Origin of the sequence: Fischerella muscicola PCC 7414 (assembly GCF_000317205.1) — a bacterium.
Lineage (GTDB): Bacteria > Cyanobacteriota > Cyanobacteriia > Cyanobacteriales > Nostocaceae > Fischerella > Fischerella muscicola.
In genome coordinates, this window is sequence record NZ_AJLK01000041.1 from 16,632 (window position 1) to 42,862 (window position 26,231).

Sequence of the window (26,231 nt, forward strand, 5' to 3'; positions counted from 1 at the left end):
GTAAAAAGTGATAGACCTAACGCCTACCGAGTTAGAACGTTACCGTCGCCAAATGATGCTCCCAAATTTTGGCGAAGTAGCGCAGAAGCGTCTCAAGTCAGCAACTGTTCTGGTGACAGGTGTGGGAGGATTAGGTGGTACGGCAGCGCTTTACCTTGCAGTAGCAGGCGTTGGTCGGTTGATCCTAGTCCGGGGTGGTGACTTGCGACTAGATGATATGAATCGTCAAATTTTGATGACGCACGATTGGGTTGGTCAGCCAAGAGTTTTCAAGGCAAAGGAAACTCTCGAAGCCATCAATCCTGATGTCAAAGTGGAAGCGGTTCATGAGTATATTAATCAAGGGAATGTTGACTCCTTGGTGCAATCTGCTGATATGGCACTAGACTGCGCCCATAATTTTACGGAACGCGATTTGCTAAATGCAGCTTGTGTACGTTGGCGTAAGCCAATGGTAGAAGCAGCAATGGACGGGATGGAGGCTTACCTGACTACGATTATTCCTGGTGTAACGCCTTGTTTATCTTGCCTATTTCCAGAGAAACCAGACTGGGATAGACGCGGGTTTGCAGTTTTAGGTGCTGTATCGGGTACTCTTGCTTGTTTGACGGCTTTGGAAGCAATCAAGCTGATAACTGGTTATAGTCAACCTTTGTTATCGCAACTACTGACAATGGATTTGACCCGCATGGAATTTGCTAAGCGCCGTTCTTATCGCGATCGCTGCTGTCCAGTATGCGGTAACAATGCACCTTGGAGATACTTGCAATCAAAATCCACAGTCATTAGTCATTAATAAATTGTTGTTTGTTGTTTGTTCTTTGTTATTTGGAACAACTAACAATCAACTACCAACTAGCAACAAACAACAAATTTTGAAAAGTCAGGAGGTCTAATGACTGTTACTTTGACAGAAAAAGCAGAATTTCGTCTACGGGCATTTTTGGCGGGTTCTGCTCCCGATACCAATGGCGCCACAAAAGGCATCCGCATATCTGTTAAAGATGGTGGTTGCAGTGGGTATGAATATGCGATGGATGTCACTAGTCAACCAAAACCAGACGATCTAGTCATTCAGCAAGGTAAAGTTATTCTTTACGTTGATGCGAAAAGCGCGCCATTACTTGAAGGAATTGTCATCGATTTTATTGATGGTGTAATGGAAGGCGGCTTTAAGTTTATCAACCCTAATGCAACAGAAACTTGCGGTTGTGGCAAATCATTTAAAACGGGTGATTGCTCATCAGCAGGTGTACCTTGCAGCTAATTAATGAATGTTGTTTGTTCTTTGTTGTTTGTTGTTTGGAACGAACAACTAATAACTAACAACTAACAACTAAATTTTTTTGAGGAGAACACAAAAATGGCTACCTACCAAGTAAGATTAATCAACAAAAAAGAAGACCTCGACGCCACAATTGAAGTTGATGAAGATACTACTATCCTAGAAGCAGCAGAAGAAAACGGCATTGACTTACCCTTCTCTTGTCACTCTGGCTCTTGCTCTAGCTGCGTTGGTAAGATAGTTGAAGGTGAAGTAGATCAGTCTGAGCAAATTTTCTTAGATGATGAGCAGGTGTCCAAAGGATTCGCATTACTTTGTGTTACCTATCCTCGTTCTAATTGCACTATTAAAACTCATCAAGAACCCTATCTTGTCTAAACCTCTCATTTTTTTATTTCCTTTATTTTTCTTTCCTTAGCTATTTTGAGGTCATAGCTATTACATAGTTATGACTTCTTTATTCAGAAAAATAAATTTTTTATACTTACTTAAGTGATCTGTTCATAACAATTATTTTTCAAATACTATTGTTAATTATAAGATAACGTGATTTTATATGTTTTGGTTGATTCTTTAGTTTTATTTTACAAATAACTTAAATATCTAGTATTTAAACACTACTAACTACTAACTAATGTAGAGACGTGCCATGGCACGTCTGGTACAACAACCAACAACCCTACCCTTACCTTAAGCCACTTCGTGTCTACGGGTTCGCCAGTCCCCCTACCCTTACCTTAAGCCACTACCTGCGGAAGCCGCTTCGCGTCTACGTGTCTACGTGACGGAGACCGCCTTTTTGGGGGGCTGGTCTCACCAACAACCAACAATCAACAACCAACAACCAACAATCAACAACCAACAACTAACCACTAACTAGTAAATGTTTAACGGTTTTAGCGTTACTGGTTCTTCATTAGAATTACTGAAAATAGGAGAAAAAGGAATTATTCAGTTCTGTAACACTCAGGACGTAAACCTTCTCAATCAAGTGATATCTTTGGGTCTAACTCCAGGAACATACTTGACTGTAGAAAAGCAATTTCCTAACTTTGTTATCAACGTTAGACAACGAAGATTAGCGATTAGTAAGGAAATTGCTCGTAAAATTTATGTCCGAATTGTGAATAGGTAATTATATGTTTGTTATTAATTAGGTTATTGGTTGATTTTTAATTATTTTTAGAATATTTAGATATTGCACTTCAACTTGAGTACGCTTGGAACTTTAGTTCCAAGCTTATAGCAAAAGTCCATTTTAACGGACTAAATAATACGTAGATACGCCTTCTACTATATTTTCAAGACAGTCATTCACGGGAAAATCTCCACAAGCAAATATGGAAATATGACTTTTCCTACACCCCAACACCCTTACACCCCCACACCTATTTAATAAAAATATGACTGGGAACACCGTCACGCGCTACTATCACAACTTTTTACAAGTCGTTCAGAGTTACTATCAACTCACAAAACCCCGAATTATTCCTCTGCTATTGATTACGACAGCTGCTAGTATGTCGATCGCATCTGAGGGAAAATTAGATCCAATATTGCTACTAGTAACTTTGGCTGGTGGTAGTTTTGCTGCTGCTAGCGCTCAAACTTTTAATTGCGTCTATGATCGCGATATTGATTATGAAATGGAACGCACGCGCCATCGTCCTTTACCTTCTGGTCGTGTCCAACCTACTCATGCTTTAATATTTGCGATCACTTTAGCTTGTATTTCTTTTACATTGCTGACAGTCTTTGTAAATTTGCTCAGTGCTTTACTAGCAATGTCGGGGATTTTATTTTATGTAGGCGTCTACACTCATTTACTCAAACGTCACACACGGCTGAACATTGTTATTGGTGGTGCAGCTGGGGCTGTTCCCATGTTGGTGGGTTGGGCAGCAGTCACTGGTACACTGAGTTGGACAGCGTGGTTATTATTTGCGATCGTTTTTTTGTGGACACCTCCCCATTTTTGGGCGTTAGCCTTGATGATTAGCGAAGATTATGCCAAGGTAGGTGTACCCATGCTGCCTGTGGTTACTGATAATATCACCGCCGCCCGGCAAATTTGGGTATATACTTTAATGCTTGTCCCTGCTACGTTTTTGTTGATCGACCCTCTACAAGCAGTAGGTACTGTCTATGGCTGTATAGCCTTTATTATGGGAGCTATCTTTATTAAAAAAGCCTGGGCACTTTTGCAAGATTCAGAGAATAAACAATCAGCGCGATCGCTTTTTCTTTACTCTATTCTTTACATGATGTTGTTGTGTGCTGCTATGGTAGTTGATAGTTTACCGATTACCCACAATTTCACTCAAGTAATGATACAATTAGTTAATTGAATTGTGTTTTTTGTTGGTTGTTATTAGTTGTTTGTTTTGACAATCAACCACTAACCACCAACAAACAACTAAGTATTTTTTAATCAACAGCAACTATCACATCTGTTGCTTTCACCACAGCATAAGCTTCTTTACCTTCAGCTAGCTGCAAACTATCTGCTGAAGCTTTTGTAATAATAGCAGTTACTTCTACTCCAGGTGCTAATTCTAATGTCACTTCAGTATTTACAGACCCTGGTACGACTTTTTTCACAGTAGCTTTTAGAGTATTACGAGCGCTGATTTTCATCTTTTTGTATCTTTGGTTATTTGACTCATTTATGTTATCTATTTAAGAGAACTTGTATGTATTTCTTTAGATTTTTTTTATAAAGTATTTTTTATACTTAATTTAATTTCTAAATATATTGTTGCTTGTACCCAACTATATACCTACAGAAAGGGTATTTCGTAGATTAATTTAACTACAATTTTTCACTCTGTGTATTTACATTTTATAAAAATTCTATTAACTCATATCTTGCACCTCACCGTACAACCCCAGGTTAAGTAAAAAGATGCGCGATAAAGATACTTCACTTTTATAGGTTTTTGTCGTTAAATCAAGGCTTTCGCTTTTTTACTGAGTAATAAAGTTACATCAATTTTTCTTGGTGCAAAATGTGAGTTAACAATTAACTGCCGATACAATTAAATTTTCACGCTTTATTTAAATAATATACAGACAAATAAATTATGTTAATTTATTAGACAAAAAATTAGTAGATACTGAAATCATACCTAAATAAATTAGAGATTGTCTAAAATTATTGTCTCTTATTAAAAATATGACAATGTTAGATTTATTGCAAAAGACAACACAAGTTACAAGGGGAAGGGTCAAAGGAATTTTAAAACCCTCGCCTTGGCTCTTTAAGCTTTTACCAAAATCTTAAGTCAATATTGCAAGATTTCTACAGAAAGGGAACCTGTCATTCAAGGTGAATTACTTGGCATTATTTCTGTCACCGACATTATTACCAAAGGTGACTTCCTGGAAAAACCCAAATTAGCTTTCTTGCAAAAAGAACTTCAAAAAGCCATATCGAATGCTCGCTCAATTTCCAGTAACTACGGCGCGGATTCCAAAAAAGTTGTAGAAGCTTGGGATTTTGTAGACGAACTCGAAGCAGAAGCATGTTTTTATGGCGCACCCAAGTTAGAAAAATCAACGAGACAACTATTCTCTAATGGACGTCATCCCGTGAGCGTAGTTCACTAAGTATAAACTATGTAGCTATTATGAGGTGCGTTAACGCGGTGTAACGCACCCTACAAATTTAATATTTACTTTATTAATTATCTTTTAGTGTAATTATCTTTGAAAACTTTTCTCAAAACTATTTTTATAAATTAATAGTCAGTTTTTATAAGCAAAAGGCTTTTTACTGAGCTTACTAAGGTGTAGTTTTCAAAATAGACAGTGTAGCATTTTGCTTCTATGATTTAGAACTTGAGAATTATTTTCTAACACGTATATAAAAAATCATTGATATTAAGTTAGAGATTAATATTTTACCCAGCAATAGTATCAATGGATTCTTTTTTTTAATTATTTATGTTTATTATAAATCTAGCTGGAACTATAAAAGGTTGAAGTATTGCTTTGTAGATAGAAAATATCAATCATCTAAGTAAAGTTACTGCTTCAGCTTTAATCCAGACAAAAACCTAAAATAATTTTTAATTTTCACGTCATTACAACGAACCTAATCCTTCGATCTCCTTCTCCTACAACATAGGAAAGGGGTAATGTAAAAATTGGATTTGTTAGCCTCTTTCAGCATATGAAAAAGATTTAACAAGAGGTAAGCTATATCCTTAAAACTCACGTTAATATTAATACATTTACTCTTATTAATCTAGGAATTACTGGAGGTTTTAATGTAACCAGCTAGACTAATAAAAACTGTACTTTCAAGCATTGTAAGTGTAAATTATATATAGTCATTAAGGGAGAAAGAGATGAATAAGGAATTTTTACCAAAGGATGATTCCCACCCTCTTCAGCTAACTTCAGCAGACATTATATTGCGCCAACAACTAGAAAATTCTATTAGTAGTTATTTTTTTAATGCTTGCGATCGCACTATTCAAAATTTATTATCTAGTTGTCGTTGGTACATTCTTAGTCATGCGAATGCTTTGACTTTAGTAGTCGAATGTCCCGACCAAATTACTAACTGGCGTGTTCTGCAAAAAATTGTGCCAATGGCGGCAATTTTAGGCGACATTATTAGTAGCGCCAAAATTCGCATTTGTCCGCCCAAAAAAGAGGGAATGCCTTTTGAGATGAGAGTAGATGAGTTATCAGTTTATCGGGATATGGCGTAGTGGTTCTTAGTTGTTTGTTGGTTGTTGTTTGTTGATCGATAGACACTAACTACTAACCACTAACTCTCTACTGAATTATCGCTTTAATTTCTGCAAAAACCAGGTCAGCAGAATCTTTAACAGCAGGACTCAACTCCCAACCAAAATCAAGATTTGCCGCTTCAATTAAATAAACTATCACCTCTTGAGGAAAATCATTCTGAAAGATTTTTCTGCCTGCGGCTAAAGCATTATCCCAACGAAAATCATGCAAATTATAACTTGCTTCTGGCAGGGTCTCTAGTTCTTTTCCTGGAACTTTAAATACAGCGCCTGGTTCGGAACCTGTTGCACTTGCATCAATAATAATTAACTGTTTACAACCTCTTGCTTGAAACATCACTTCCATCCCAGCAGTACCACAATCATAAACTTGCACATGAGGATGGGGATGTTCAGCAAGATATTGCTGTAGGCGTTGAGCGACTATCACACCCACAGCATCATCATTGCGGTTGAGATTACCACAACCAATAATAGTTATTTGTCCTTGGTCATTTGTCATTTGTATTCCTAAAATTTGTAGTGACTGATTGAAAAATGAAGGTTTTAAATATCACATTATATTTCAAGTTGAGGCTGTGCAGCTTGAAGGAAAGCTTCTCTATAACATTTAATCTAAGGTTTTAACCCATGAATTTTGAGTGGGATAAACGAAAAAACGAACTTAATATTGACAAGCACGGTTTCGATTTTGCTGATGCTTATCGAGTCTTTGACTTGCCGATGGCGGTTGACCTTGATGAGCGCAACGATTATGGTGAAGATCGATGGATCGGAATTGGACTACTGGATGGACGTGTGGTGGTAGTTGTGTACACTGAGCCTAATGAAGCAACAATTCGTATAATTTCCTTAAGAAAAGCACTCTCACATGAAAGGAGGCGTTATGAGCAATACCTCAAAAACCGACTGGTCTAGAATTGACGCGATGACTGACGATGAAATTGACACATCAGATATTCCCCCTCTTACAGACGAATTCTTCTCCAAGGCAAAGTTACGAATGCCTGTATCGCCATTGGCTACAGTTACTATTCGTGTTGATTCTGAGACATTGGCATGGTTCGAATCAAAGGGTGAAGAAGCTGAACAGCATATGGCTGCTGCACTACGAATCTATGCAGAAGCACAAAAGAAGGCTGCTACCATGCGTCAATCAACATAACAAACCTATATTGTTTTAATTCACATCAGGTGGAAATTAAGAAAATAGAAACTTTACCTGATGGTTTTTTATTTACAAACAAAATATAGTCAGTATTATACCATTTTTTTAATAAAAAATTACTGCAAAATACTTTTATTGATCAACGAAAATTTTACATCAATACGTTATTAATAATAGTTCACTATTGACATTTAGCAATTGTAATTCTGATTAAAAAATACATTTTTTAGCTTTGTTTAAGAATATTATCGTTGTATGCTAATTATTAAGTTTTGAGTCTAAAAGTTAAACTAAATTCATCCTATCCTACAACCAAGCTAATTCTTAACTAACCGGATTTCGCCACGCAAAGATCATAACCAAATTGGTTAAGTATGAATGCTGGTAGTGACATTTATGGACGCCAATCTTGAAAATTGAGCTTATATGCAGCAGATATACCCAGGAGAATTTTATGCTTGAGTATCTAACGCGTTTGAACGACCACAATTTACCCTATCCAGATACGATTCATCCTATTGTTGTTCACTTTGTCATAGCAATGGTGTTGTTTGCCTTCTGCTGTGATGTGATAGGTTATTTTACCCGCAATTCCCGTCTGTTCGAGGTCAGCTGGTGGAATATGTGTCTTGCTACCGTCGCCATCTTTGTGGCGATCATTTTTGGTCAGTTTGAAGCAGGTTTGGCAAGACCTTATCATCTAGCCAAGTCAGTACTGAATATGCATACCCTGATTGGCTGGTCACTTTCAGGAATTATTGCTGCAATCACAGCTTGGCGTTATGTAATTCGTACGCGCAACCCCCAGAAATTACCCATTGGATATTTGGGAGTAGGACTACTACTAGTCACCATCGTTGGTATGCAAGTATATCTGGGAGATCAACTTGTTTGGGTGTATGGACTGCACACAGTACCAGTAGTTGAAGCAGTAAAGGATGGTATTTTGCGATGAACCCAGAACTAATTGATCAATTGGGAGCTAAACTAGGCGCAAACGGACTACCCTACACCATTCCTATTCATCCCAACTTAGTTCATCTGACATTGGGTCTGTTCATCATTGGGATTCTCTTTGATATTGTCGGTGTATTTTTCCCCCTACATAAATTTGTCTACAAATATTTAGCATTACCAGTTGAACGCGCAAACTTCTTTGATGTTGGCTGGTATAACATGCTGGCTTCAGCCATTATCACCTTTTTTACAGTAGCGGCAGGCTTTTACGAAATCATGCTTGCAGAAGCACCAGTAGATGTTAAAAGTGCCTGGGGTATGCAAGCAATGGAAACAATGCTGTGGCATGGTGTGGGTGGTGTTTTACTCTTAGCGCTAATCGTTGGTATGACTGTTTGGCGCGGATTCCAGCGCTTTATTTGGCGCAAAGACGAAGATAGACAAGTGCAGCTGAGTTATCTCGCTGTCGGAATGGCAATCATGTTTGTGATGTATATTCACGGCACATTGGGAGCGCAAATGGCTGCGGAATTCGGCATACATAACACCGCAGATCAATTGCTCAGAATCGGTCAAGACCTCAACGCAATTATAAAAGGTTAGTGGTTAGGGGCGAAGCATTTGTATGAGTATCTTTGTTAAAAACTATAGATCTTCGTACAAATGCTTCGCCCGTACAGTGGTTAGTAGTCAAGCAACAACCACCAACCAACCATCAACAACTAACAACCAACTCTTCTATTGCCATGAAAATCCAGAAATTACTCAAAATTCTCACCTTTGCAACGAGTGCGATCGCACTCACTACTACCAGTCTCTGGATTGGGAAACAGGCTTACTCCTGGCTTCCTCCCCAAGCGGCTGCGGAATCGCGACTTGTTGATGATTTGATTAGCTTCTTGGTAACACTCGGAGCATTTATCTTCCTGGGTGTCACCGGAACTCTGATGTATTCCGTAATTTTCCATCGGGCGAAGAAAGGTGAAATCGCTGATGGCCCACCAATCGAAGGAAATATCACCCTCGAAGTCGTCTGGACAGCCATCCCGATTATGCTGGTGCTGTGGATTGCTGGTTATAGCTACCAAATCTACGAGCAAATGGGAATTCAAGGCCCAAATGAACACGTCCACTTCCATATGCCGATGGGGATGGAATCAGCTTATGCAGCACCAAAAGACGCACCTGTTGACACCACCACTGAACCTGTAGAAAAAATCGACGTTCTTGCCAAACAATGGGCTTGGGTCTTCCACTATCCAGAAAAGAATGTCACCAGTAGCGAACTGCACCTACCTGCTAACAAAAGAGTGCGTTTAGCATTACAATCTGAAGACGTTCTGCATGGCTTATACGTACCAGCCTTTCGCCTCAAACAAGACATAGTTCCCAACCAAACTATAGACTTTGAATTCACCCCCATCCGGCTTGGTAAATATCAACTCACTGATTCTCAATACAGTGGTACATATTTTGCAACCATGCAAGCCGATGTTGTAGTTGAATCACCAGAAGATTACCAGCAGTGGCTGACCAAAGCTGCAACCCGCAAACCTTCTCCAGCCAAAAATCAGGCAGTTTCTGAATACGCTCAAGCAGATGGCTGGACAACCGTCGCCCCTGCTGCACCTCCTCTGGTTAATTATCCTGGCTAAAAGGAAAACAAAGCGATGACCAACATTACCATCGAAAGTATCGGTATCGCAGGTGAACAAACCCATCATCCCAGTCCCGATAACTGGAAACGATACTTCAGCTTTAGCACCGACCACAAGGTCATTGGTATTCAGTACCTTGTTACCTCATTTATCTTTTTCCTAGTTGGCGGTATCTTTGCAATGATACTGCGGGGAGAACTCATCACCCCAGAATCAGATTTAATTGACCGCACCATGTACAACGGTATGTTTACCATGCATGGTACAGTCATGCTGTTCCTGTGGACATTTCCATCCTTAGTTGGTATAGCTAACTACCTTGTACCCCTAATGATTGGGGCGCGGGATATGGCATTTCCTCGCCTCAACGCCGCCGCTTTTTGGATGGTTCCAGTCGTGGGAATTCTGTTGATGGCTAGCTTTTTTGTCCCTGGTGGGCCAGCCCAAGCTGGCTGGTGGTCTTACCCACCCGTCAGTCTCCAGAATCCCACAGGAAACTTAATTAACGGACAAGTCATCTGGTTGTTGGCAGTAGCCATCTCTGGTGTGTCTTCGATTATGGGGGCAGTCAACTTTGTTACTACGATTGTGAAGATGCGCGCCCCAGGCATGACCTTCTTTAGAATGCCCCTATTCGTTTGGGCAGTATTCAGCGCTCAAATTATCCAACTTTTCGGACTCCCAGCCCTGACAGCAGGGGCAGTCATGCTGTTACTTGACCTCACCGTTGGTACTGGCTTTTTTAACCCAGCCAATGGCGGAAATCCAGTCATGTTCCAGCACTACTTCTGGTTCTACTCCCACCCTGCTGTTTATGTGATTATTCTGCCCATCTTTGGGATTTTCTCAGAGATATTCCCGGTTTATGCTCGTAAGCCTTTATTTGGTTATAAAGTAGTCGCCGTTTCCTCAATCTTAATTGCTGTCGTGAGTGCGATCGTCTGGGTACACCACATGTATGTCAGTGGTACTCCTGGTTGGATGCGGATGATTTTCATGCTGACAACCATGTTTGTTTCTGTACCTACTGGTATTAAAGTATTTGCTTGGGTAGCAACAATTTGGGGCGGAAAATTGCGCCTCACTACACCCATGTTGTTTGCCTTGGGTGGATTAGTGTTGTTTGTCTTCGCCGGAATTACAGGCATCATGCTTTCTTCCGTGCCTGTGGATGTTCATGTCAACAATACTTACTTTGTTGTTGGTCACTTTCACTACGTTCTTTACGGAACAGTAACTATGGGGATGTATGCAGCCATCTACCATTGGTTCCCCAAGATGACAGGCAAAATGTACTACGAAGGTTTGGGTAAGTTGCATTTTTGGTTAGCTTTCATTGGTACTAACCTCAACTTCTTCCCCATGCATCCCTTAGGATTACAAGGGATGTTGCGTAGAGTTGCTTCCTACGCTCCAGAGTATGAGTTATGGAATATTGTTGCTAGTGTTGGTGCGTTTATGTTAGGTATGTCTACTCTACCTTTTATTCTGAATATGATTAGTGCTTGGGTAGGTGGCGAACCAGCATCTGCTAATCCTTGGCAAGCTATTGGATTGGAATGGGAAGTCTCTTCACCACCACCTGTAGAAAATTTTGAAGAGATTCCTGTTGTGATTAGTGAGCCTTATGGATATGGGAAATCGGAACCTTTAGTAGCTCAAACTCATAGGCATAACTATTTGTCTACTAACCCTACTTTGACGAGTGTAGATTGATGCGGCTAGATAATGCGGAGAGTTCTGTAAGAAGATTCTCCGCATCTTCATTGAAAGAATATTGATTAAAAACCGCAGAGGACGCAGAGTACACAGAGAAAGAGAGTAAGGAGAATTTCAGGAATGGACGGTTATATGATTTCTGAGGAGTTGCATCTGCATCAAGCGGAGCATTCTCACGATGAAGAAGGCAATAAGATGTTTGGCTTCGTCGTATTTTTGCTATCTGAAAGTGTTATTTTTCTCAGTTTTTTTGCAGGGTATATTATTTATAAACTCACAACTCCTAATTGGTTGCCGCCTGGAGTTGATGGGTTGGAAGTGGTAGCCCCTGCTGTTAATACGGTGGTTTTGGTTGCTAGTAGTTTTGTGATTTATTTGGCAGAACGTGCTTTACAAAATCACAATTTGTGGAGATATCGCCTGTTTTTGTTGGCAACTATGGCGATGGGAACTTACTTTTTGGTTGGACAGGCGATTGAGTGGAAAGGCTTGGAATTTGGTTTTACTTCTGGTGCATTTGGTGGAATGTTTTATCTACTAACTGGTTTCCACGGTTTGCATGTTCTCACAGGTATTCTATTACAGTTGATTATTTTGGTGCGTTCTTTTATTCCAGGTAATTTTGAGTCTGGTCATTTTGGTGTGAATGCGACTTCACTTTTCTGGCACTTTGTTGATGTGATTTGGATTGTGTTGTTTGTGCTTCTCTACATTTGGCAGTAGATGTTGATTATCAGGTATTGTTAATATTCTATACCTGATGATGCGATCGCCTCAAAATCAAAAACCAAAATCAACTATAAACCGTCTTGGGTTACTTTTGTTCTCAAGCGGTTTCATGTTTAAAGGAAATTGGTATCACACAGATATCAGATTCTTACTTAGTAAGCAATAAAGCTTAGGTTAACTCAGAGGTATTTTTTAGTAAATAATAAGGTTAAGCTTGTCAGAGAATTGGTTGAAAAGCCTTATTGAGGTATAATTGGCTAATTCAACCTATTCTTGATAGGTGGCTGATGGACAAGAGCTTCCCACCTAGTTATTATAATTACCAAGTCGGGGGTAGTCTTCCCCAAAATGCTCCTACCTACGTCAAACGTCAAGCAGATGACGACTTGTATGAGGGTTTGCAGGCTGGAGAATTCTGTTACGTCCTCAATTCTCGCCAAATGGGCAAATCTAGCTTGCGGGTACAGGTGATGCAGCGTCTGCAACAAGAAGGATTTGCTTGTGCTGTAATTGATATTACTGCGATCGGAACCGCAGATATTACTCCAGAACAGTGGTATGCAGGAGTAATTGATACTTTAATTGGTAGTTTCAATCTTTACACCACTTTTGATTTAGAAACCTGGTGGACAGAAAACCATTTAATTTCACCAGTACAGAAGTTAAGCAAGTTTATTGACACTATATTACTGAAAATAATTACTACAAATATAGTTATTTTTATTGATGAAATTGACAGTGTTTTGAGTCTGGCATTTAATGTTGATGATTTTTTTGCAGTCATCAGAGATTGTTACAACCGTCGAGCCGATCAAGAAGTTTATCAGCGTTTGACGTTTGCGATTATAGGAGTGTCTACACCTTCAGACTTGATCCAAGATCGGCGACGAACACCCTTTAATATTGGTCGAGCAATTACTTTAACGGGTTTCCAACTTGCAGAAACTGAACCACTGGCAACGGGACTAACAAAGTTAGGCGAACCGCAAATGGTGATGTCATCTGTGTTGTACTGGACAGGAGGACAGCCGTTTCTTACTCAGAAGGTTTGTAAATTATTGCTAGATGAGATCATAAAGACAGGGGGACGCAAAGACACGGGAACACACAGAGGAAGAATCCCAAATAGGAGGGTGGATTGAGCATTTGGTAAGAAAGCGCATCATTGAAAATTGGGAAGCGCAAGATGAACCGGAGCATTTGAAGACTATTAGAGACAGAATTCTACGAAGTGGGGAAAAGCGTACTGGTAGATTGTTGGGTTTATGTCAGCAAATTTTACAGCAGGGAGAGATTGTAGTTGATGACAGTCCGGAGCATACCGAACTACGGCTGACGGGGTTGGTAGTGGAACGCGATCGCAAACTACAAATTTATAATCATATCTATCAACAAGTTTTTAACCAGCAATGGTGTGAAAAGGAATTAGCCAAATTACGTCCTTACGCAGACTTACTCAATGGCTGGGTAGCTTCTGCACGTCAAGATGAATCATGCTTGCTACGAGGACAAAACTTGCAAAATGCTCGCAAATGGGCAACAGGTAAAAGTTTAAGTGATATAGATTATCAGTTTTTAGCTGCTAGCCAGGAAGTAGAAAAGCGCGAAGTTGAGAAACTTTTGGCAGCACAAGCAGCAGCATCACGCGCAGAAGCCGCAGCCACACGCGCAGAAGCCGCAGCCACACAGGCTAAACAACAAGCTCAATTTCAAAAGCAAATTACTTTAGTGGCGATCGCATCTTTAATTACAATTACGACTATGGCTGTCATCGCTGTCCAGAAGTGGAAAGCAGCAGATAAAGGTCAAATTCAAGCATTATTATCATCTTCAAAAGCAAACTTTAATCTCAATCGCAGTTCATTTGAGCCGCTAGTGGATGCGATCAGAGCGGCACAACTTTTACAAGACTCTGTTTGGTTGAAAAATGACCCTAAGCTGCAACCTCAAGTCATGGAAGCCTTCAGTGCAGTTTACTGGGTTCGAGAAAGCAACCGCCTAGAAAAACATCAAGGTTATGTTCAAAAAGTTAGGTTCAGTCCTGATGGCAAAATTATTGCTACTGCCAGTTTTGATAATACTGCCAAACTCTGGAGTTCGGATGGCAAGGAACTCGTCACCCTACAAGGACATACTGAGCCTGTTGTGGATGTAAGTTTTAGCCCTGATGGTCAAACCATTGCTACTGCTAGCCGCGATGGAACAGCAAAACTTTGGAATTTGGATGGTAAGCCCATAAAAACTTTCAAAGGACATAAAGGAGTTGTCTGGAGTATAAGTTTTAGCCCTGATGGCCAGACTATTGCCACAGCTGGCGAAGATAAAACAGTGAAACTTTGGAGATGGAATGGTAATTTTTTAAAAACATGGAAAGCCCATGATGGGGAAATTTATGGTATCAGTTTTAGTCCTGATGGTCAGAGGATTGCGACAGCTAGTGACGACAAGAGTGTGAAACTCTGGAACCTTCAAGGTAATTTTTTTGTCATGAAATTCAAAGGTGAATTATTTGTTAAATTTATTACTGATAAGAAGTGCGGTCGCCAAAAATAAATATTGACGTGATCACACGGATAAAATTTCATGCTCGGTGATTAGCCCTACCTGGGATAAGCAATTTGTAAGCATTTTTTCCGCTTATATTCCACAAGTGCATAAATTATATTACTTGCACCCATTCAGATATAGAAAAAGATTTGAAGAGTTAGCGAAGTATCCAATCGTTGATTCGTACTACCACTTTTTCAAACACCCTTTAATAAAGGAAGATAATCATGGCAGATAAAGCAAAAAAACAAAAATCAAACACTGATATAACAAAGAAAGGACTGGGTTGGGTTCCAGACTACCCTGATCTGCGTGACTATAATTCAAATCAGGAAAATCCTCTCAAAGATGAATTAAGACTCAAAATAGAAGAAAGAACAGGTAATTTTGAAAATATTATCAAAGGTTTACTAAATTTATTGGTTGAAATTCAGACAAATGAGAAAGAAGATACAAATAATATAAAACTCAAAATCGACGCAATCACAAACCAAATATTTGGTGGGATTTTATTTGCTAAAGTTAGAGTTCATAGGCTTTTAAGAGATGAGTGGAAACAGGAGCGAAACCATGCTAAATATACTCTAAATAAAATCCCCTATGAAAGTATACTCTTGAAGCAGGTAGTTGAATTGAAGAAGTATCTTGGCGTTTTATTAATAGGAGAATATTTATCACCTTCTAAAGAAGTCAAAGATAGACAAAATAATCCAGTGGATTTCACTCAGCCAGCACAAGTTGTAAATTGGATAGCAGGTTGGATGAGAGAGGAAACTTATGATCCAACTGCTAAAGACCTTGTGAAGCAGTTTCAATTGCTTACCAGAATTAAGGAAGATGGCATAGTCGGACTTGAAACTTACACTACCTTAAATGAGTATTTTTCTGATTATAATAAGTTATCAGAACTTCAAAAATCCTATAGAAATTACAAAGATCAGCAAGGACAAAATCAAAATCAACAAAAAACCCTATCTAAGATTAGATTTTTTCTGTTACCTCACTCATCCCAAGTCAAGCAATTAATAAGATTATAGAAACTTTAATATTGAAATCTGCTAACCAGATATGTAAAGAATACTCCGCTGGCAATCAGAGGAGTATTCGGCAGATTTATGAAAGTATTTTTGAAGATGATTTTTTACAAAACATTGAAGTTGAAGAAAAAGTTTTTCAACCAATTAAAGATATTAGAAAACAATATTTTCAAAATAATTATATTGATTCAGAGCAGAGACTCATAGAGAATATAAGTACAATTATAAATTTAAATAATCAGAATTACAATTCATATTGGCCTCAATTTAGTGATCTTGTTGAAGTAGTACAAAATTCTTATGTAATTGAGCCAGTAATTTCATTCATTATGCAAAATATTTCACCATTAGCTAAATGGAGAAACTTAACTTTTGAAGAATTGATAGAACAAGGTTTTAGTATATTTGAAAATGTCTTGATTCAAAAAGAACAATCCAATACTTATAACTTTGAATTGGGATGTAGTAAAAAAGAATTAGCTACAAATGCAGTTACTAAAACAATTTCTTTATTACGATTGGAAATATACTCTCTTGCGGAACAGCGGAGAAATATTATACTTGTATTAACTTCATATATTCTCACAATCACAAAATACACATTTGCAGAAAAAAATAAAATCAATAAAATTTTATACATAGTTCAACAACAAATTAATGCATTTGTAGAACAAGAATTTATAGAAATAGATATTCACACTCTTCTTAAAAAACATATTAGTAGTATAGTTTTTTATTTTCTGTTAAAAAAATATCTCAATTCTGTTGACAGAAATAGAACGATGACCGCTAAATATGAAGAAGGTGAGGCTAATATTTTTGATAAACACGAAGTATTTGAAATAGAGCAGCTAGTTAATTATGATAATTTCTCCTTATTACCTAAAGACGTAAGCAGAGAAGAAAAATTAAAACTGTTTCCGACTTTAGATTTACAAATTCCTATAGTAAATAACAGTTTTATTAAAGAATTAAATTTATACAAGCAAAAGAATATTAAAAATAATAAAAAACCATTTTTTCTGATTCCAAGTGTTATAGATTTAAGCTATTGGTTTTCTCCAATTAGAGACCAAGGTTCACTTAATTCATGCACAGCATTTGCGGCGATCGCTTTATTAGAATATTTGGAAAATAGAAATTTTGGTAAGTTTATAGATGCTTCTCCTCTGTTTCTATACAAAGCTGCACGCAATAAAATGGATGTTCAAGGAGACGTGGGAGCATCTATACGAGAAACAATGAAAGTACTAGCTCTATTTGGTGTTCCTCCAGAAGAAGCGTGGCCTTATGAAGAAGATCAAGTTAACGAAGAACCACCTCCTTATTGCTATGCTTATGCTCAGAATAACCAATCACTTAAATACTTTCTTTTAGATTACGCTGGCATTACCACAGAAAGTCTTTTGTTTCAGATTAAATCAGTTTTAGCAGCAGGTTTTCCTTGCATTTTTGGATTTACAATGTATTCTTCTGCCTAAGATAATTCTAATTACAAAAATGGTTGGATTGCATATCCCAATCCTCAGAAAGACAAAGTTATTGGTGGACACACTGTTGTTGCGGTTGGCTATGATGATTACAAATGTATTCAGTGTAGCGATCGCAGATACTATTCAAAAGGTGCATTCTTAATTAGAAACTCTTGGGGGACTGAATGGGGAGTAGACGGCTATGGGTGGCTTCCCTACGACTACGTATTAGCTGGACTGACAGCTGCTTGGTGGTCACTTCTGAAGGCTGAGTGGTTTGATGAAAGTAATTTTGGGAGATCAGGAACAGGTGGAGGACCCGCAGATACAAGACAAGGAGGAAAATCAGGGACAGGAAGATGAGATAACTTAGGACAACAAAACCCTAGCCTTCCCCCAGTTATTCATATTTCCCTCAAGCAACTCCCCCATTAACGCGGATATTTTGTCCAGTGATCCATCTTGCTTCGTCGCTGGCCAGAAATGCTACCACATCGGCGATATCTTGGACTTCTCCCAATCCTCCTAATGCAGATGCTTGCGCTAAACGGTTGATTTGTTCTTCGGTTTTACCTTGGCGGAATAATTCTGTGTCTGTGGGGCCGGGTGAGATAGCATTAACTGTAATCCCCCTGCTGCCTAGTTCTTTAGCTACTATCCGCGTGATTTGTTCCACAGCACCTTTAGTACCTACATAAGCGCTGTAGGTAGGTAACATCATTGCTGTTGTACTTGAGGAAAAGTTAATAATGCGTCCACCATCTGCCATGCGGTGTGCGGCTTGTTGACAAGCAAAATATGTTCCTTTGACGTTAACAGCAAAAATTTTATCAAACTCTGCTTCTGTAACTTCTGTAATTGGCTTATATACTATCGCTCCGGCATTATTTACCAAAATATCAACTTTGCCAAACTTTTCAATAGTTTGGTCAAATAGTTTTTGAATTTCAGCCACTTTGCTAATATCTGCTTGTACAGCGATCGCTTTGCTACCTAATTTTTCAATTTCGGCGACAACTTCTTGTGGCTTCTCGGCATTGCCTGCATAGTTAACAGTAACTGACGCTCCTTGTTCTGCTAATTTAAGAGCGATCGCACGTCCAATTCCCCGCGATGCACCCGTCACAATTGCAATTTTTCCTGCTAAAGATGGCATTAGAATTCTCTGTGCAAATTTTCCAAATCTACTAGTTTAACCATAAAAAGTTTCGTAATGAGCGCTTCAGCACTCACTACGAACTGTTACACTTTAACCCAAATCAAACAACAAGATTTCTGCACCGATATCAGTGCTTATCTCTAGTTGTTCTTCGCCATTCATTTGCACACCATCACCTGCACGGAGTTCTTCACCATTTAATTTGGCGATTCCATTAGCAATTTGCAACCAACCATAACGATTGGGCAAAAGATGGTAATTCACAACATCACCAGCTTCTAAAACGGATGTGTACAAATCAACATCTTGGAAAATTTTCACAGCACCATCACGTCCATCTTTGGCAGCAATTAAGCGTAATTTTCCCTTTCTTTCTTCAATAGGAAAAGCCTTTTGATCATATCTGGGTTGCAGTCCTTTTTGGTTGGGAAGAATCCAAATTTGTAAGAAGTGGCCTGGTTCAGTTTCAGAAGGATTAAATTCACTGTGTAAAATTCCAGTTCCAGCACTCATAATTTGTGCTTCTCCTGGACGAATGACTGAACCGTTACCTAAACTATCTTTATGTTCTATGGCTCCTTCTAGCACATAGGTGAGAATTTCCATGTCTTTATGACCGTGAGTAGGAAAACCTGCACCAGGCGTAACACGATCATCATTAATTACACGCAAAGAACGAAATCCCATACGATTGGGATCATAAAAGTTACCAAAAGAAAATGTATGGTAACTATCGAGCCAGCCTGTTTGGGTACGACCACGTGCATTTCTATCATGAATCAGATGGGTTTTAGCATTAGAAACCATAGTTCCCTCCTTGTAATTTATGTATATGTATGAATTTGTTTATCGAGTTTGATAATTAGCGTTCTACACTGATTTATATGAATAATTGACACTTTGTAGACGGCTAGATTTCTCAAAACTCACTTTTTTACATATATTTCACCAAAGGTTAAATTACTCTTAATCAAATATCAATAACGTAAGCATGATTGAATGATTTATTGTTCCCTTGGTTTTTACCTATTTCAATATTAGAGTATATGTCTTCAAAATGAAAAGTAGATACTTAAAAGTAAGTGAGTTACCAAAAAGTAACTATTGTTTTTATCCTAATTACATTAAATTACAATCAACAAATAAAGTATAAAAAATGGTACGTTACATTTAGCATAACGTACCTAAATAATTTGTTGTTTATTGATTTTTAGCAATTCTTCAAAAGACTTTTTGCACAAATATTTTTTACCCCACCCTTTATAATCGACTTTGACTGGGAACCAAAATCATCGAGAAATAAGGCACTTGATCAGGATCTACTTCATCCAAAGAAATAATTTTTTGATTGACCATCGTTCCTCGTTCAATGTAACGCGCCCGTGATCCTAACTCCAAGTGATGCAACACATCCCGGACTTTAGCAAAATGTCGCCGCAGCTTAATAATTGCTGCTGCATCAGCGTTTAATAATTGTGCTTTCAGAGTTTCGGCTGGTAGGGTGGCTGGTAATACACTAAAAACATCGTTGCGATAACTCAGGGGTACTGACAATGCAGAAGCACACCCCATCGGTGAGGAAACTCCTGGTACAATTTCTGTTTCAAACTCCTCAGAAAGTCGTGTAAATACATACATAAATGAACCGTAAAATAACGGGTCTCCTTCGCACAAAACCACCACGTCCCGTCCTGCTGCGAGATGTTCAGCAATTGGTGTAACAACTTGGTCGTAAATTGGTTGTGCTTCGTAAGGATCGAGGGCACGGGGAAGATGATACTTGACTTCGATTTGGTTGCCGGGAAGATATTCAGCTACGATACCTCTGGCGACACTTTCTTTATCTTCTGCTGATTGATAAGCAACTACTGGACAAGTCCTTAATAAGCGTAATGCCTTGAGAGTCAATAGTTCTGGATCTCCAGGCCCAACACCAACACCATAAAGACGACCTTTCATTATTCCTTCTCCGTTGCTAGGGCGTTAACTGCGGCAGCTGCGATCGCACTTCCTCCTCGCCGTCCCTTTAATGTCATAAATGGCACACCACGGCTATCTGCTGCTAGTGCTGCTTTTGACTCTGCGGCCCCCACAAACCCAACCGGAAAACCAAGAATCAATGCGGGTTTGGGTGCGCCTTCATCCAGCATTTCCAAGAGTCGAAATAGGGCAGTAGGTGCGTTACCAATGGCTACTACAGATCCTTCTAGGTGGGTTCTCCATAATTCTAAAGCCGCAGCAGAACGAGTATTTTTCAGTTTTTGGGCGAGTTCCGGCACTTGTGGGTGATTGAGAGTACAAATCACCTCATTGTCTGCTGGTAAACGCTTACGGGTAATTCCTTCTGCTACCATGCGACAATCACATAAAATCGGTGCTACTGCTGCGATCGCTGTACGTCCAGATACAACAGCAGTAGGTGAAGCGACCAAATCATCAACAATATCAGTCATACCACAGGCATGAATCAAACGCACTGCCACCTTCGCCAAATCCGGCGGAAGCCTAGATAAATTTGCCTCAGCCCGAATAATGGCAAAGGATTGGCGATATATTTCATTTCCATCTCGAATGTAGTCAATGGTCATTATCTAAGAGTTGGTTGTTGGTTGTTGGTTGTTGGTTAGTAGTTAGTGTTTATTGCCACACTCCTCACACCCCACCCTTACCTTAAGCCGCGCAAAGCGCGTCTACACACCCCTCACACTCCTCACACTCCTCACACCCCACCCTTACCTTAAGCCGCGCAAAGCGCGTCTACACACCCCTCACACCTCCCCATCTCCCTCAACCATCCTTTGCAATTCTGCAATGCTGTGTCGGTTGGCGAATTCTCCCAGTGATTCGTGGCGAGTTCGGCGTTTTGTAATATAAACTTGGAGAATTTTTTCTATCAATGGAGGCAATTGTGCAAAAGGCACATCCTGGTAAAGTAATCTTCCGAATTTGCTTTCATGATCACTATCTCCAACGTATACCTGATACTTGTCCTCGCTGACGCCCAAGAGAGTGATATCGCTATTGTTGTGTTGGGCGCAGGATTTTGGACATCCTGTAAAGTGAATATTTACAGGTTGATTGAGAGTAACGCGTTGATCCAGATACTCAGCTAACTTGAGGGCGTGATTTTTAGTATCCGTAGCTGAGGACACACATCCTGTACTACCAGCACAAGCAATCAGGGCGCTATATATTTTGGTTGCAGACCAATGCAAATTCAGGTTTTCTATTTTGCTTTTAACTTCGTGGATATACTGATTGGGGATATCTGTTAACAGTAGATTTTGCCAGGGTGTGAGCCTGAGTGTACCACTACCGTAACCCTGGGCAATATCCGCTAAACCGTGCATTTGCCATGTTTCCAATTTACCTAGTGGTAGCACCACACCAATGTAGGAAAGTTCCTGTTGTCTTTGGGGGTGGACACCAAGGTGGAGATAGCGAGTTAGGTGGGGATGGGGAGGCGATATGGTGGGGAGATGGGGAAGTCGTCGCAAAGGGTAGGAAAAATGACTTTCTACTTCTTGGAGAAATCTTTCTATACCCAAGTAATGCAGTACCTCAAATAGACGAACTTTGCGCGATTTGCGGTAGGGTGTAATGTTCTCTTTCTCGAGTGTAGAATGCTGCAAATAGACTTTGGCGATCGCACCTACTACGTCTACACATTCTTGAATTTGCAATAATATGCCTGTGTTTGTAAATGATTCACCTAAATTTAGCTTGAGGTGAAAGTATATCTGTGTACCGAGTTCCACAGCAGTCAAAATGATATCGTTGGGGCGATCGCACACCTTTAGTGCGCCTCCACCATCAACTGCAATGCTGAATTTGGGTGACAGGGGCGCAAGGTCAGTATGGTTACTGATATAATAATCCAATTTGCGAATGAGCGATCGCGTATCAATCAATTCTTCTGAATCAATTCCTGCTGTCGGGCTACCCATGATGTTACGTAGATGATCAACACCCGGGATGGGTGAGGCTAAACCAATGTTTTGGAGTAGGTGCAGAACTTCAGAAGTTATTTGTGTACGAACTTCGCGAATTTGTAAGTTGGCACGATTAGTAATGTTAACGTAGCCTGCACCGAATTTCTCAGCTAAATCAGCTACCATCCGAAACTGCCCAGTGGTGACTATTCCTCCGGGAATTCGGATACGAAATAGTGTGCCGTCTCGCGCGGAAGTACTGTAAAAAAGACCAGGACAAGGGAGAGAAATTGACGATAAATACACCTATTCGACTCCTTCCCTGTGCAGCGCAGGGAGCAGAGAAACTATCTGTCTTGGTGACACCCCTAGAAGTTGGCATTCTGACTAACCGAATTGGTTGGTTGTTGGTTGTTGGTTTTTCCACCAACTACTAACCACTAACCACTAACTACTAACCAAATTGGATTACAGCTGCGGCACAGTACCGGGATCTCACCGGACTTTCCCAACTCTAAGTTTGAGTAGTTTAGCATGAGTTTGTGTCTCGAAAGATAAAATCAAAGCTTGGATTAATGTTTGTCTAAAAAACTAATTGCTTTGTCACATGAAGTAATCTAATTTTTGAAACGCACCAGGTAGCTGAGGAAGGCGCGGAGGTTCGCAGAGTGTTTTGTTAGGATTTATGAAATTTCAGTTAAAATCGTAAGCTGGCTCCTGCTAAATCTTGACTATCATGCAAAAATGGCTATCTGTGATAGGTATTGGTGAGGATGGGCTATCAGGATTGAGTGCGATCGCTCGTTCTATACTGCAACATGCACAGGTGATTGTTGGGGGAAGCCGCCACCTCGCCATGTTACCATCTGATGATCAGCGCGAAAAGATCATTTGGTCTTCACCGATCAACGCATCTGTAGAGGAAATTCTGCGCCGTCGGGGTCAGGCTGTGTGTGTTTTGGCAAGTGGTGATCCCATGTGCTTTGGTATTGGTGTTACTCTCAGACGCAGCATACCTATTGCTGAGATGACCATTATTCCTGCGCCTTCGTCTTTTAGTCTCGCCTGTGCCAGACTGGGATGGTCGCTGACGGAAGTGGAGACGTTAAGCCTCAATGCTCGTCCCCCGGCTTTGCTTCATACTCTTATTTATTCTGGGGCGCGATTGTTGATTTTGAGTGAAGGGAAGGAAACCCCAGCGATTGTAGCGGATATCTTGACAAAACGGGGATTTGGTGGTAGCAAAGTTACTGTCCTAGAACGTATGGGTGGTTCTCAAGAACGCATGATTGATGGAATAGCCGCCTCCTGGACAACTACAGAAGTAGCTGATTTAAACACTGTGGCTGTAGAATGTATTGCTGATCCTGGAGTTGTGGGGTTATCTCGTTTAGCAGGATTACCAGATGACGCCTACCACCATGACGGACAACTCACTAAGCGAGAAGTACGGGCAATTACCCTTGCTGCTTTGGCTCCTATCCCGGGACAATTATTATGGGATGTCGGTGCAGGCTGTGGTTCGATTGGTATTGAATGGATGCGGAGTCATTCGCGGTGTCGAGCGATCGCGATCGAACAAAACCCCACTCGACTACAATACATCGCTGACAATGCTCATACCCTTGGTACACCCCATTTACAAATAATTCACGGTAAAGCGCCGACTGCACTAAAAGATTTACCCCAACCCGATGCTGTTTTTATCGGTGGTGGTGCGACAACAGCAGGCTTGTTTGCAGCATGTTGGCAAGCTTTGCGTCCAGGTGGGCGTTTGGTTGTTAATGCTGTGACGATTGAAAGTGAACAAAAATTACTGCAATGGCACAATCAAGTGGGTGGAGAATTGATTCGTGTTGCTGTGCAGAGGGTTGCTCCCATTGGTGCTTTTTGGGGATGGAAGCCGATGGCGCCTGTGACGCAGTGGGTAGTGGTGAAGTAAAATCACCGTGTTTGGGCATCTGTGGTGCGTCAGCCTCAAGCATCCCATTATTCAGTAAAGCCTAATTTTTTACTTACGTCTCATGCAGACCAAGCTTCCCGGAAGTCAGCGTATAGTGTTAGTCCACCGTCAATAAACAGGGTTTGCCCTGTGATGTATGCGGCTTCATCAGATGCTAAAAAAGCTACTGCTGCTGCCATTTCTTCCGAAGTTCCCGCACGACCCATAGGTATGTGACTTTCTACAACTGCTTTCTTCTCGGGATCATCAGTCCAAGCTTCATTGATGGGGGTAATGGTTGCTCCCGGTGCGATCGCGTTCACACGAATACCTCGGTTTGCATACTCCAGTGCCAGAGTTTTGGTCATATTTTCCATCCCGCCTTTGCTAATCGAGTAGCTGACATACATCGGTCGGGGAATAATTTCGTGAACGCTAGAAACATTTATGATGATTCCGGGACGCTTTTGCGAGAGGAAGTATTTGATACTTTCACGCGCACACAGATAAGCACCCCGCAGATTTACCCCAATCACCTGGTCAAAGTCTTCAGTCTTCACTTCGTGAGATGGGCATTCGGTTTGAATTCCGGCATTGTTGACCAGAATATCAAGACTACCAAACTTGTCAACTACGGTGTTGACCATTTCCACAATGTCTTCTTCCTTAGAGACATCGCCTTGTACTAACAGTGACTTAACACCGCAATTTTCAATACCCCCACAGGCTTTTTGCATTGCCATTTCTTCGGTATCTTCCGCACCTTCAGGACTTTTGCGGTAATTAATGGCAATATTGCAGCCTTCTTGGGCGAGGCGAATGGCGATCGCTTGTCCAATACCCGAACTTGCGCCTGTAATTAAAGCATTTTTACCTTTTAATCCTTTCATTTGACTTGACTCCTTACTAACTTTTTAGTACTTTAATTGCCACACTATACCGCTGCTCGATCTGATTGCGATCGCTCTGTTCGGATACTTGCTCTTGGCAGTTACGCCAAATCATGTCCGCATGATGCCGAAGTGCAGTGCGGTTATTTTTGTTATAAGTATGCTTAGCAATGCGGGCGATCGCTTCCAGCATCCGAATTTGTACCGCCACATCAGGCTTACTATACTGACGAATCTGGTTAAAGGCATCGTCAAGTATCCCCGCAAACTCAACAGGATTGGCAATCACCCGCAGTTGATTTTGTTTGTCGTAGCGGTAGGGGGAAGGAAATTCTCTTTCAGCTAAACAGCAAAGTCCAGTGGTGAGTTGGTCAATACATCTAATTGCAGTAAACGGATTATTAACGCCAGGAGAGATTGCACGTACAGCAACTTCGACTAATTGATTGATACAAAATTCTACATCCTGCATTTCAGTACGTTGCCGACCGATAGTCCGCAATACAAGCAAAGAATAGATGAACGTAGCAACATTGATATTTTTCATTTATTGTTGGTTACTGCTGCTTCCATTTGTCTTACTGCTTATTTTTATGTGTGGGCAATGGGTTAGAAAATATTTCTTTGGTTAGAAAGCGATCGCTTTCACAATATATTTCTGTGAGCGATCGCCTTATTTTATTCAGTGAGATTGAATTACACCATCAAATTGTTCTTACTCATCTACAAGTCTTAGTACCTGAAATAACAACTGGTGTCGTAGTTTGAGCTTGCTGTTGAGTTGTAACTCTATTCACAACCGAGATACTCTTGTGGACGTCTTGTCCCTCAGAGGCATTTACTTTGAGGTTGCCAAAAGCAAAAATACCAGTTGTGATGCCTAGCACAGAAATAATGTATTTGAGGTGAGAAGTATTCATGACTAAATAATTGTGAATGGTGGGTTAAAAACAGAGAATCAGCAAAAATTGTC

The 26,231-nt window shown here is 40.2% G+C and carries 27 protein-coding genes and 3 pseudogenes; 20 read left to right on the forward strand and 10 right to left on the reverse strand.

Going from position 1 to position 26,231, the window contains the following annotated elements; genetic code table 11:
- The first annotated feature begins 7 nt into the window (after window positions 1-7).
- The 5 genes from UYI_RS0106580 (at window position 8) to UYI_RS0106600 (ending at window position 3,633) form a co-directional block, all read left to right on the forward strand.
- A complete protein-coding gene (locus UYI_RS0106580; protein WP_016865882.1) occupies window positions 8-796 on the forward strand; it encodes a HesA/MoeB/ThiF family protein in 789 nt (262 codons plus the stop codon).
- A gap of 99 nt (window positions 797-895) precedes the next feature.
- Window positions 896-1,267 (forward strand): HesB/IscA family protein, encoded by a 372-nt coding sequence (locus tag UYI_RS0106585; RefSeq protein WP_016865883.1) that lies wholly within the window; start codon window positions 896-898, stop codon window positions 1,265-1,267.
- Window positions 1,268-1,363: 96 nt separating this feature from the next.
- Window positions 1,364-1,663, forward strand: coding sequence for a 2Fe-2S iron-sulfur cluster-binding protein (locus tag UYI_RS0106590; RefSeq protein WP_016865884.1), 300 nt, complete (start codon window positions 1,364-1,366; stop codon window positions 1,661-1,663).
- Window positions 1,664-2,168: 505 nt separating this feature from the next.
- Window positions 2,169-2,420, forward strand: coding sequence for a FeoA family protein (locus tag UYI_RS0106595; RefSeq protein WP_016865885.1), 252 nt, complete (start codon window positions 2,169-2,171; stop codon window positions 2,418-2,420).
- Window positions 2,421-2,688: 268 nt separating this feature from the next.
- Entirely contained in the window at window positions 2,689-3,633 is a 945-nt protein-coding gene (locus UYI_RS0106600) for a heme o synthase (RefSeq protein WP_016865886.1), read from the forward strand.
- A 79-nt stretch (window positions 3,634-3,712) separates the two neighbouring features.
- Here the strand turns inward: UYI_RS0106600 and UYI_RS0106605 are convergent, their stop codons facing one another.
- Window positions 3,713-3,922, reverse strand: coding sequence for a TOBE domain-containing protein (locus UYI_RS0106605; protein WP_016865887.1), 210 nt, complete (start codon window positions 3,920-3,922; stop codon window positions 3,713-3,715).
- A gap of 672 nt (window positions 3,923-4,594) precedes the next feature.
- Here UYI_RS0106605 and UYI_RS32060 point away from each other — a divergent pair.
- Together UYI_RS32060 and UYI_RS0106615 are read left to right on the forward strand one after the other, a co-directional pair.
- Window positions 4,595-4,894 (forward strand): annotated as a pseudogene (locus tag UYI_RS32060) (CP12 domain-containing protein); the annotation flags it as partial.
- 743 nt (window positions 4,895-5,637) lie between these two features.
- Window positions 5,638-6,006: a hypothetical protein gene (locus UYI_RS0106615; protein ID WP_016865889.1), complete on the forward strand. Its 369-nt coding sequence runs from the start codon at window positions 5,638-5,640 to the stop codon at window positions 6,004-6,006.
- 67 nt (window positions 6,007-6,073) lie between these two features.
- Here the strand turns inward: UYI_RS0106615 and UYI_RS0106620 are convergent, their stop codons facing one another.
- Window positions 6,074-6,550: a hydrogenase maturation protease gene (locus tag UYI_RS0106620; protein WP_016865890.1), complete on the reverse strand. Its 477-nt coding sequence runs from the start codon at window positions 6,548-6,550 to the stop codon at window positions 6,074-6,076.
- Between the two features lie 128 nt (window positions 6,551-6,678).
- On the opposite strand from UYI_RS0106620, the gene UYI_RS0106625 reads away from it, so the two are divergent.
- From UYI_RS0106625 to UYI_RS40140, 11 genes and pseudogenes are all read left to right on the forward strand, one after another.
- Complete coding sequence (locus UYI_RS0106625; protein ID WP_016865891.1) at window positions 6,679-6,966, forward strand: BrnT family toxin; 288 nt, start codon at window positions 6,679-6,681, stop codon at window positions 6,964-6,966.
- Between the two features lie 10 nt (window positions 6,967-6,976).
- The gene (locus UYI_RS0106630; RefSeq protein ID WP_016865892.1) at window positions 6,977-7,213 is read left to right on the forward strand and encodes a BrnA antitoxin family protein; all 237 of its coding nucleotides are present in this window, start codon (window positions 6,977-6,979) and stop codon (window positions 7,211-7,213) included.
- 457 nt (window positions 7,214-7,670) lie between these two features.
- Window positions 7,671-8,171 (forward strand): DUF2231 domain-containing protein, encoded by a 501-nt coding sequence (locus tag UYI_RS0106635; protein ID WP_016865893.1) that lies wholly within the window; start codon window positions 7,671-7,673, stop codon window positions 8,169-8,171.
- A complete protein-coding gene (locus UYI_RS0106640; RefSeq protein WP_016865894.1) occupies window positions 8,168-8,776 on the forward strand; it encodes a DUF2231 domain-containing protein in 609 nt (202 codons plus the stop codon). The genes UYI_RS0106635 and UYI_RS0106640 overlap by 4 nt, the downstream gene beginning before the upstream one ends.
- Window positions 8,777-8,919: 143 nt before the next feature.
- Window positions 8,920-9,828, forward strand: a complete 909-nt coding sequence (locus tag UYI_RS0106645) for a cytochrome c oxidase subunit II (RefSeq protein WP_026085785.1) — start codon at window positions 8,920-8,922, stop codon at window positions 9,826-9,828.
- 15 nt (window positions 9,829-9,843) lie between these two features.
- On the forward strand, window positions 9,844-11,547 hold the full coding sequence (ctaD, locus tag UYI_RS0106650) for a cytochrome c oxidase subunit I (protein ID WP_016865896.1): 1,704 nt from the start codon (window positions 9,844-9,846) through the stop codon (window positions 11,545-11,547).
- A 123-nt stretch (window positions 11,548-11,670) separates the two neighbouring features.
- The gene (locus UYI_RS0106655) at window positions 11,671-12,273 is read left to right on the forward strand and encodes a cytochrome c oxidase subunit 3 (RefSeq protein ID WP_016865897.1); all 603 of its coding nucleotides are present in this window, start codon (window positions 11,671-11,673) and stop codon (window positions 12,271-12,273) included.
- Window positions 12,274-12,566: 293 nt separating this feature from the next.
- A pseudogene (locus tag UYI_RS40135) lies at window positions 12,567-14,781 on the forward strand (AAA-like domain-containing protein); the annotation flags it as partial.
- A 272-nt stretch (window positions 14,782-15,053) separates the two neighbouring features.
- Window positions 15,054-15,863, forward strand: coding sequence for a hypothetical protein (locus UYI_RS0106665; RefSeq protein ID WP_016865900.1), 810 nt, complete (start codon window positions 15,054-15,056; stop codon window positions 15,861-15,863).
- Window positions 15,864-15,874: 11 nt separating this feature from the next.
- Complete coding sequence (locus tag UYI_RS34085) at window positions 15,875-17,344, forward strand: C1 family peptidase (RefSeq protein ID WP_016865901.1); 1,470 nt, start codon at window positions 15,875-15,877, stop codon at window positions 17,342-17,344.
- Between the two features lie 18 nt (window positions 17,345-17,362).
- Window positions 17,363-17,698: pseudogene (locus UYI_RS40140) on the forward strand (C1 family peptidase); the annotation flags it as partial.
- Between the two features lie 52 nt (window positions 17,699-17,750).
- On the opposite strand, the gene UYI_RS0106675 reads toward UYI_RS40140, so the two are convergent.
- The 5 genes from UYI_RS0106675 to cobG form a co-directional block, all read right to left on the reverse strand.
- Window positions 17,751-18,491 carry an SDR family oxidoreductase gene (locus tag UYI_RS0106675; protein ID WP_016865903.1) on the reverse strand — a complete coding sequence of 247 codons (741 nt, stop codon included), beginning with the start codon at window positions 18,489-18,491 and terminating at the stop codon, window positions 17,751-17,753.
- Window positions 18,492-18,584: 93 nt separating this feature from the next.
- Window positions 18,585-19,301, reverse strand: a complete 717-nt coding sequence (locus tag UYI_RS0106680; RefSeq protein ID WP_016865904.1) for a pirin family protein — start codon at window positions 19,299-19,301, stop codon at window positions 18,585-18,587.
- A 453-nt stretch (window positions 19,302-19,754) separates the two neighbouring features.
- Complete coding sequence (locus UYI_RS0106685; RefSeq protein ID WP_016865905.1) at window positions 19,755-20,453, reverse strand: precorrin-2 C(20)-methyltransferase; 699 nt, start codon at window positions 20,451-20,453, stop codon at window positions 19,755-19,757.
- The gene (locus UYI_RS0106690) at window positions 20,453-21,082 is read right to left on the reverse strand and encodes a precorrin-8X methylmutase (RefSeq protein ID WP_016865906.1); all 630 of its coding nucleotides are present in this window, start codon (window positions 21,080-21,082) and stop codon (window positions 20,453-20,455) included. Before UYI_RS0106690 ends, UYI_RS0106685 begins: the two co-directional genes overlap by 1 nt.
- Window positions 21,083-21,262: 180 nt before the next feature.
- Window positions 21,263-22,732 (reverse strand): precorrin-3B synthase, encoded by a 1,470-nt coding sequence (gene cobG, locus UYI_RS0106695; RefSeq protein ID WP_026085786.1) that lies wholly within the window; start codon window positions 22,730-22,732, stop codon window positions 21,263-21,265.
- Here cobG and UYI_RS36545 point away from each other — a divergent pair.
- Together UYI_RS36545 and UYI_RS0106700 are read left to right on the forward strand one after the other, a co-directional pair.
- A complete protein-coding gene (locus tag UYI_RS36545) occupies window positions 22,717-22,863 on the forward strand; it encodes a hypothetical protein (RefSeq protein WP_157226302.1) in 147 nt (48 codons plus the stop codon). The two genes, cobG and UYI_RS36545, sit on opposite strands and share 16 nt — an antisense overlap.
- A 299-nt stretch (window positions 22,864-23,162) precedes the next feature.
- On the forward strand, window positions 23,163-24,368 hold the full coding sequence (locus UYI_RS0106700; RefSeq protein WP_016865908.1) for a bifunctional cobalt-precorrin-7 (C(5))-methyltransferase/cobalt-precorrin-6B (C(15))-methyltransferase: 1,206 nt from the start codon (window positions 23,163-23,165) through the stop codon (window positions 24,366-24,368).
- Window positions 24,369-24,448: 80 nt separating this feature from the next.
- Here the strand turns inward: UYI_RS0106700 and UYI_RS0106705 are convergent, their stop codons facing one another.
- From UYI_RS0106705 to UYI_RS37580, 3 genes are all read right to left on the reverse strand, one after another.
- Window positions 24,449-25,258: an SDR family oxidoreductase gene (locus UYI_RS0106705; RefSeq protein ID WP_016865909.1), complete on the reverse strand. Its 810-nt coding sequence runs from the start codon at window positions 25,256-25,258 to the stop codon at window positions 24,449-24,451.
- Window positions 25,259-25,274: 16 nt separating this feature from the next.
- Entirely contained in the window at window positions 25,275-25,805 is a 531-nt protein-coding gene (locus tag UYI_RS0106710; RefSeq protein ID WP_016865910.1) for a DUF2254 family protein, read from the reverse strand.
- Window positions 25,806-25,977: 172 nt separating this feature from the next.
- Window positions 25,978-26,178 carry a hypothetical protein gene (locus tag UYI_RS37580; protein WP_016865911.1) on the reverse strand — a complete coding sequence of 67 codons (201 nt, stop codon included), beginning with the start codon at window positions 26,176-26,178 and terminating at the stop codon, window positions 25,978-25,980.
- Window positions 26,179-26,231 lie beyond the last annotated feature (53 nt).

What these genes read in the sequence shown, in the direction of transcription:
- UYI_RS0106585 (WP_016865883.1), top strand. Translation starts at nt 896, where the DNA reads ATGACTGTTACTTTGACAGAAAAAGCAGAATTTCGTCTACGGGCATTT.
- UYI_RS0106590 (WP_016865884.1), top strand. Translation starts at nt 1,364, where the DNA reads ATGGCTACCTACCAAGTAAGATTAATCAACAAAAAAGAAGACCTCGAC.
- UYI_RS0106595 (WP_016865885.1), top strand. Translation starts at nt 2,169, where the DNA reads ATGTTTAACGGTTTTAGCGTTACTGGTTCTTCATTAGAATTACTGAAA.
- UYI_RS0106600 (WP_016865886.1), top strand. Translation starts at nt 2,689, where the DNA reads ATGACTGGGAACACCGTCACGCGCTACTATCACAACTTTTTACAAGTC.
- UYI_RS0106605 (WP_016865887.1), bottom strand. Translation starts at nt 3,922, where the DNA reads ATGAAAATCAGCGCTCGTAATACTCTAAAAGCTACTGTGAAAAAAGTC.
- UYI_RS0106615 (WP_016865889.1), top strand. Translation starts at nt 5,638, where the DNA reads ATGAATAAGGAATTTTTACCAAAGGATGATTCCCACCCTCTTCAGCTA.
- UYI_RS0106620 (WP_016865890.1), bottom strand. Translation starts at nt 6,550, where the DNA reads ATGACAAATGACCAAGGACAAATAACTATTATTGGTTGTGGTAATCTC.
- UYI_RS0106625 (WP_016865891.1), top strand. Translation starts at nt 6,679, where the DNA reads ATGAATTTTGAGTGGGATAAACGAAAAAACGAACTTAATATTGACAAG.
- UYI_RS0106630 (WP_016865892.1), top strand. Translation starts at nt 6,977, where the DNA reads ATGACTGACGATGAAATTGACACATCAGATATTCCCCCTCTTACAGAC.
- UYI_RS0106635 (WP_016865893.1), top strand. Translation starts at nt 7,671, where the DNA reads ATGCTTGAGTATCTAACGCGTTTGAACGACCACAATTTACCCTATCCA.
- UYI_RS0106640 (WP_016865894.1), top strand. Translation starts at nt 8,168, where the DNA reads ATGAACCCAGAACTAATTGATCAATTGGGAGCTAAACTAGGCGCAAAC.
- UYI_RS0106645 (WP_026085785.1), top strand. Translation starts at nt 8,920, where the DNA reads ATGAAAATCCAGAAATTACTCAAAATTCTCACCTTTGCAACGAGTGCG.
- ctaD (WP_016865896.1), top strand. Translation starts at nt 9,844, where the DNA reads ATGACCAACATTACCATCGAAAGTATCGGTATCGCAGGTGAACAAACC.
- UYI_RS0106655 (WP_016865897.1), top strand. Translation starts at nt 11,671, where the DNA reads ATGGACGGTTATATGATTTCTGAGGAGTTGCATCTGCATCAAGCGGAG.
- UYI_RS0106665 (WP_016865900.1), top strand. Translation starts at nt 15,054, where the DNA reads ATGGCAGATAAAGCAAAAAAACAAAAATCAAACACTGATATAACAAAG.
- UYI_RS0106675 (WP_016865903.1), bottom strand. Translation starts at nt 18,491, where the DNA reads ATGCCATCTTTAGCAGGAAAAATTGCAATTGTGACGGGTGCATCGCGG.
- UYI_RS0106680 (WP_016865904.1), bottom strand. Translation starts at nt 19,301, where the DNA reads ATGGTTTCTAATGCTAAAACCCATCTGATTCATGATAGAAATGCACGT.
- UYI_RS0106685 (WP_016865905.1), bottom strand. Translation starts at nt 20,453, where the DNA reads ATGAAAGGTCGTCTTTATGGTGTTGGTGTTGGGCCTGGAGATCCAGAA.
- UYI_RS0106690 (WP_016865906.1), bottom strand. Translation starts at nt 21,082, where the DNA reads ATGACCATTGACTACATTCGAGATGGAAATGAAATATATCGCCAATCC.
- UYI_RS0106700 (WP_016865908.1), top strand. Translation starts at nt 23,163, where the DNA reads ATGCAAAAATGGCTATCTGTGATAGGTATTGGTGAGGATGGGCTATCA.
- UYI_RS0106705 (WP_016865909.1), bottom strand. Translation starts at nt 25,258, where the DNA reads ATGAAAGGATTAAAAGGTAAAAATGCTTTAATTACAGGCGCAAGTTCG.
- UYI_RS0106710 (WP_016865910.1), bottom strand. Translation starts at nt 25,805, where the DNA reads ATGAAAAATATCAATGTTGCTACGTTCATCTATTCTTTGCTTGTATTG.
- UYI_RS37580 (WP_016865911.1), bottom strand. Translation starts at nt 26,178, where the DNA reads ATGAATACTTCTCACCTCAAATACATTATTTCTGTGCTAGGCATCACA.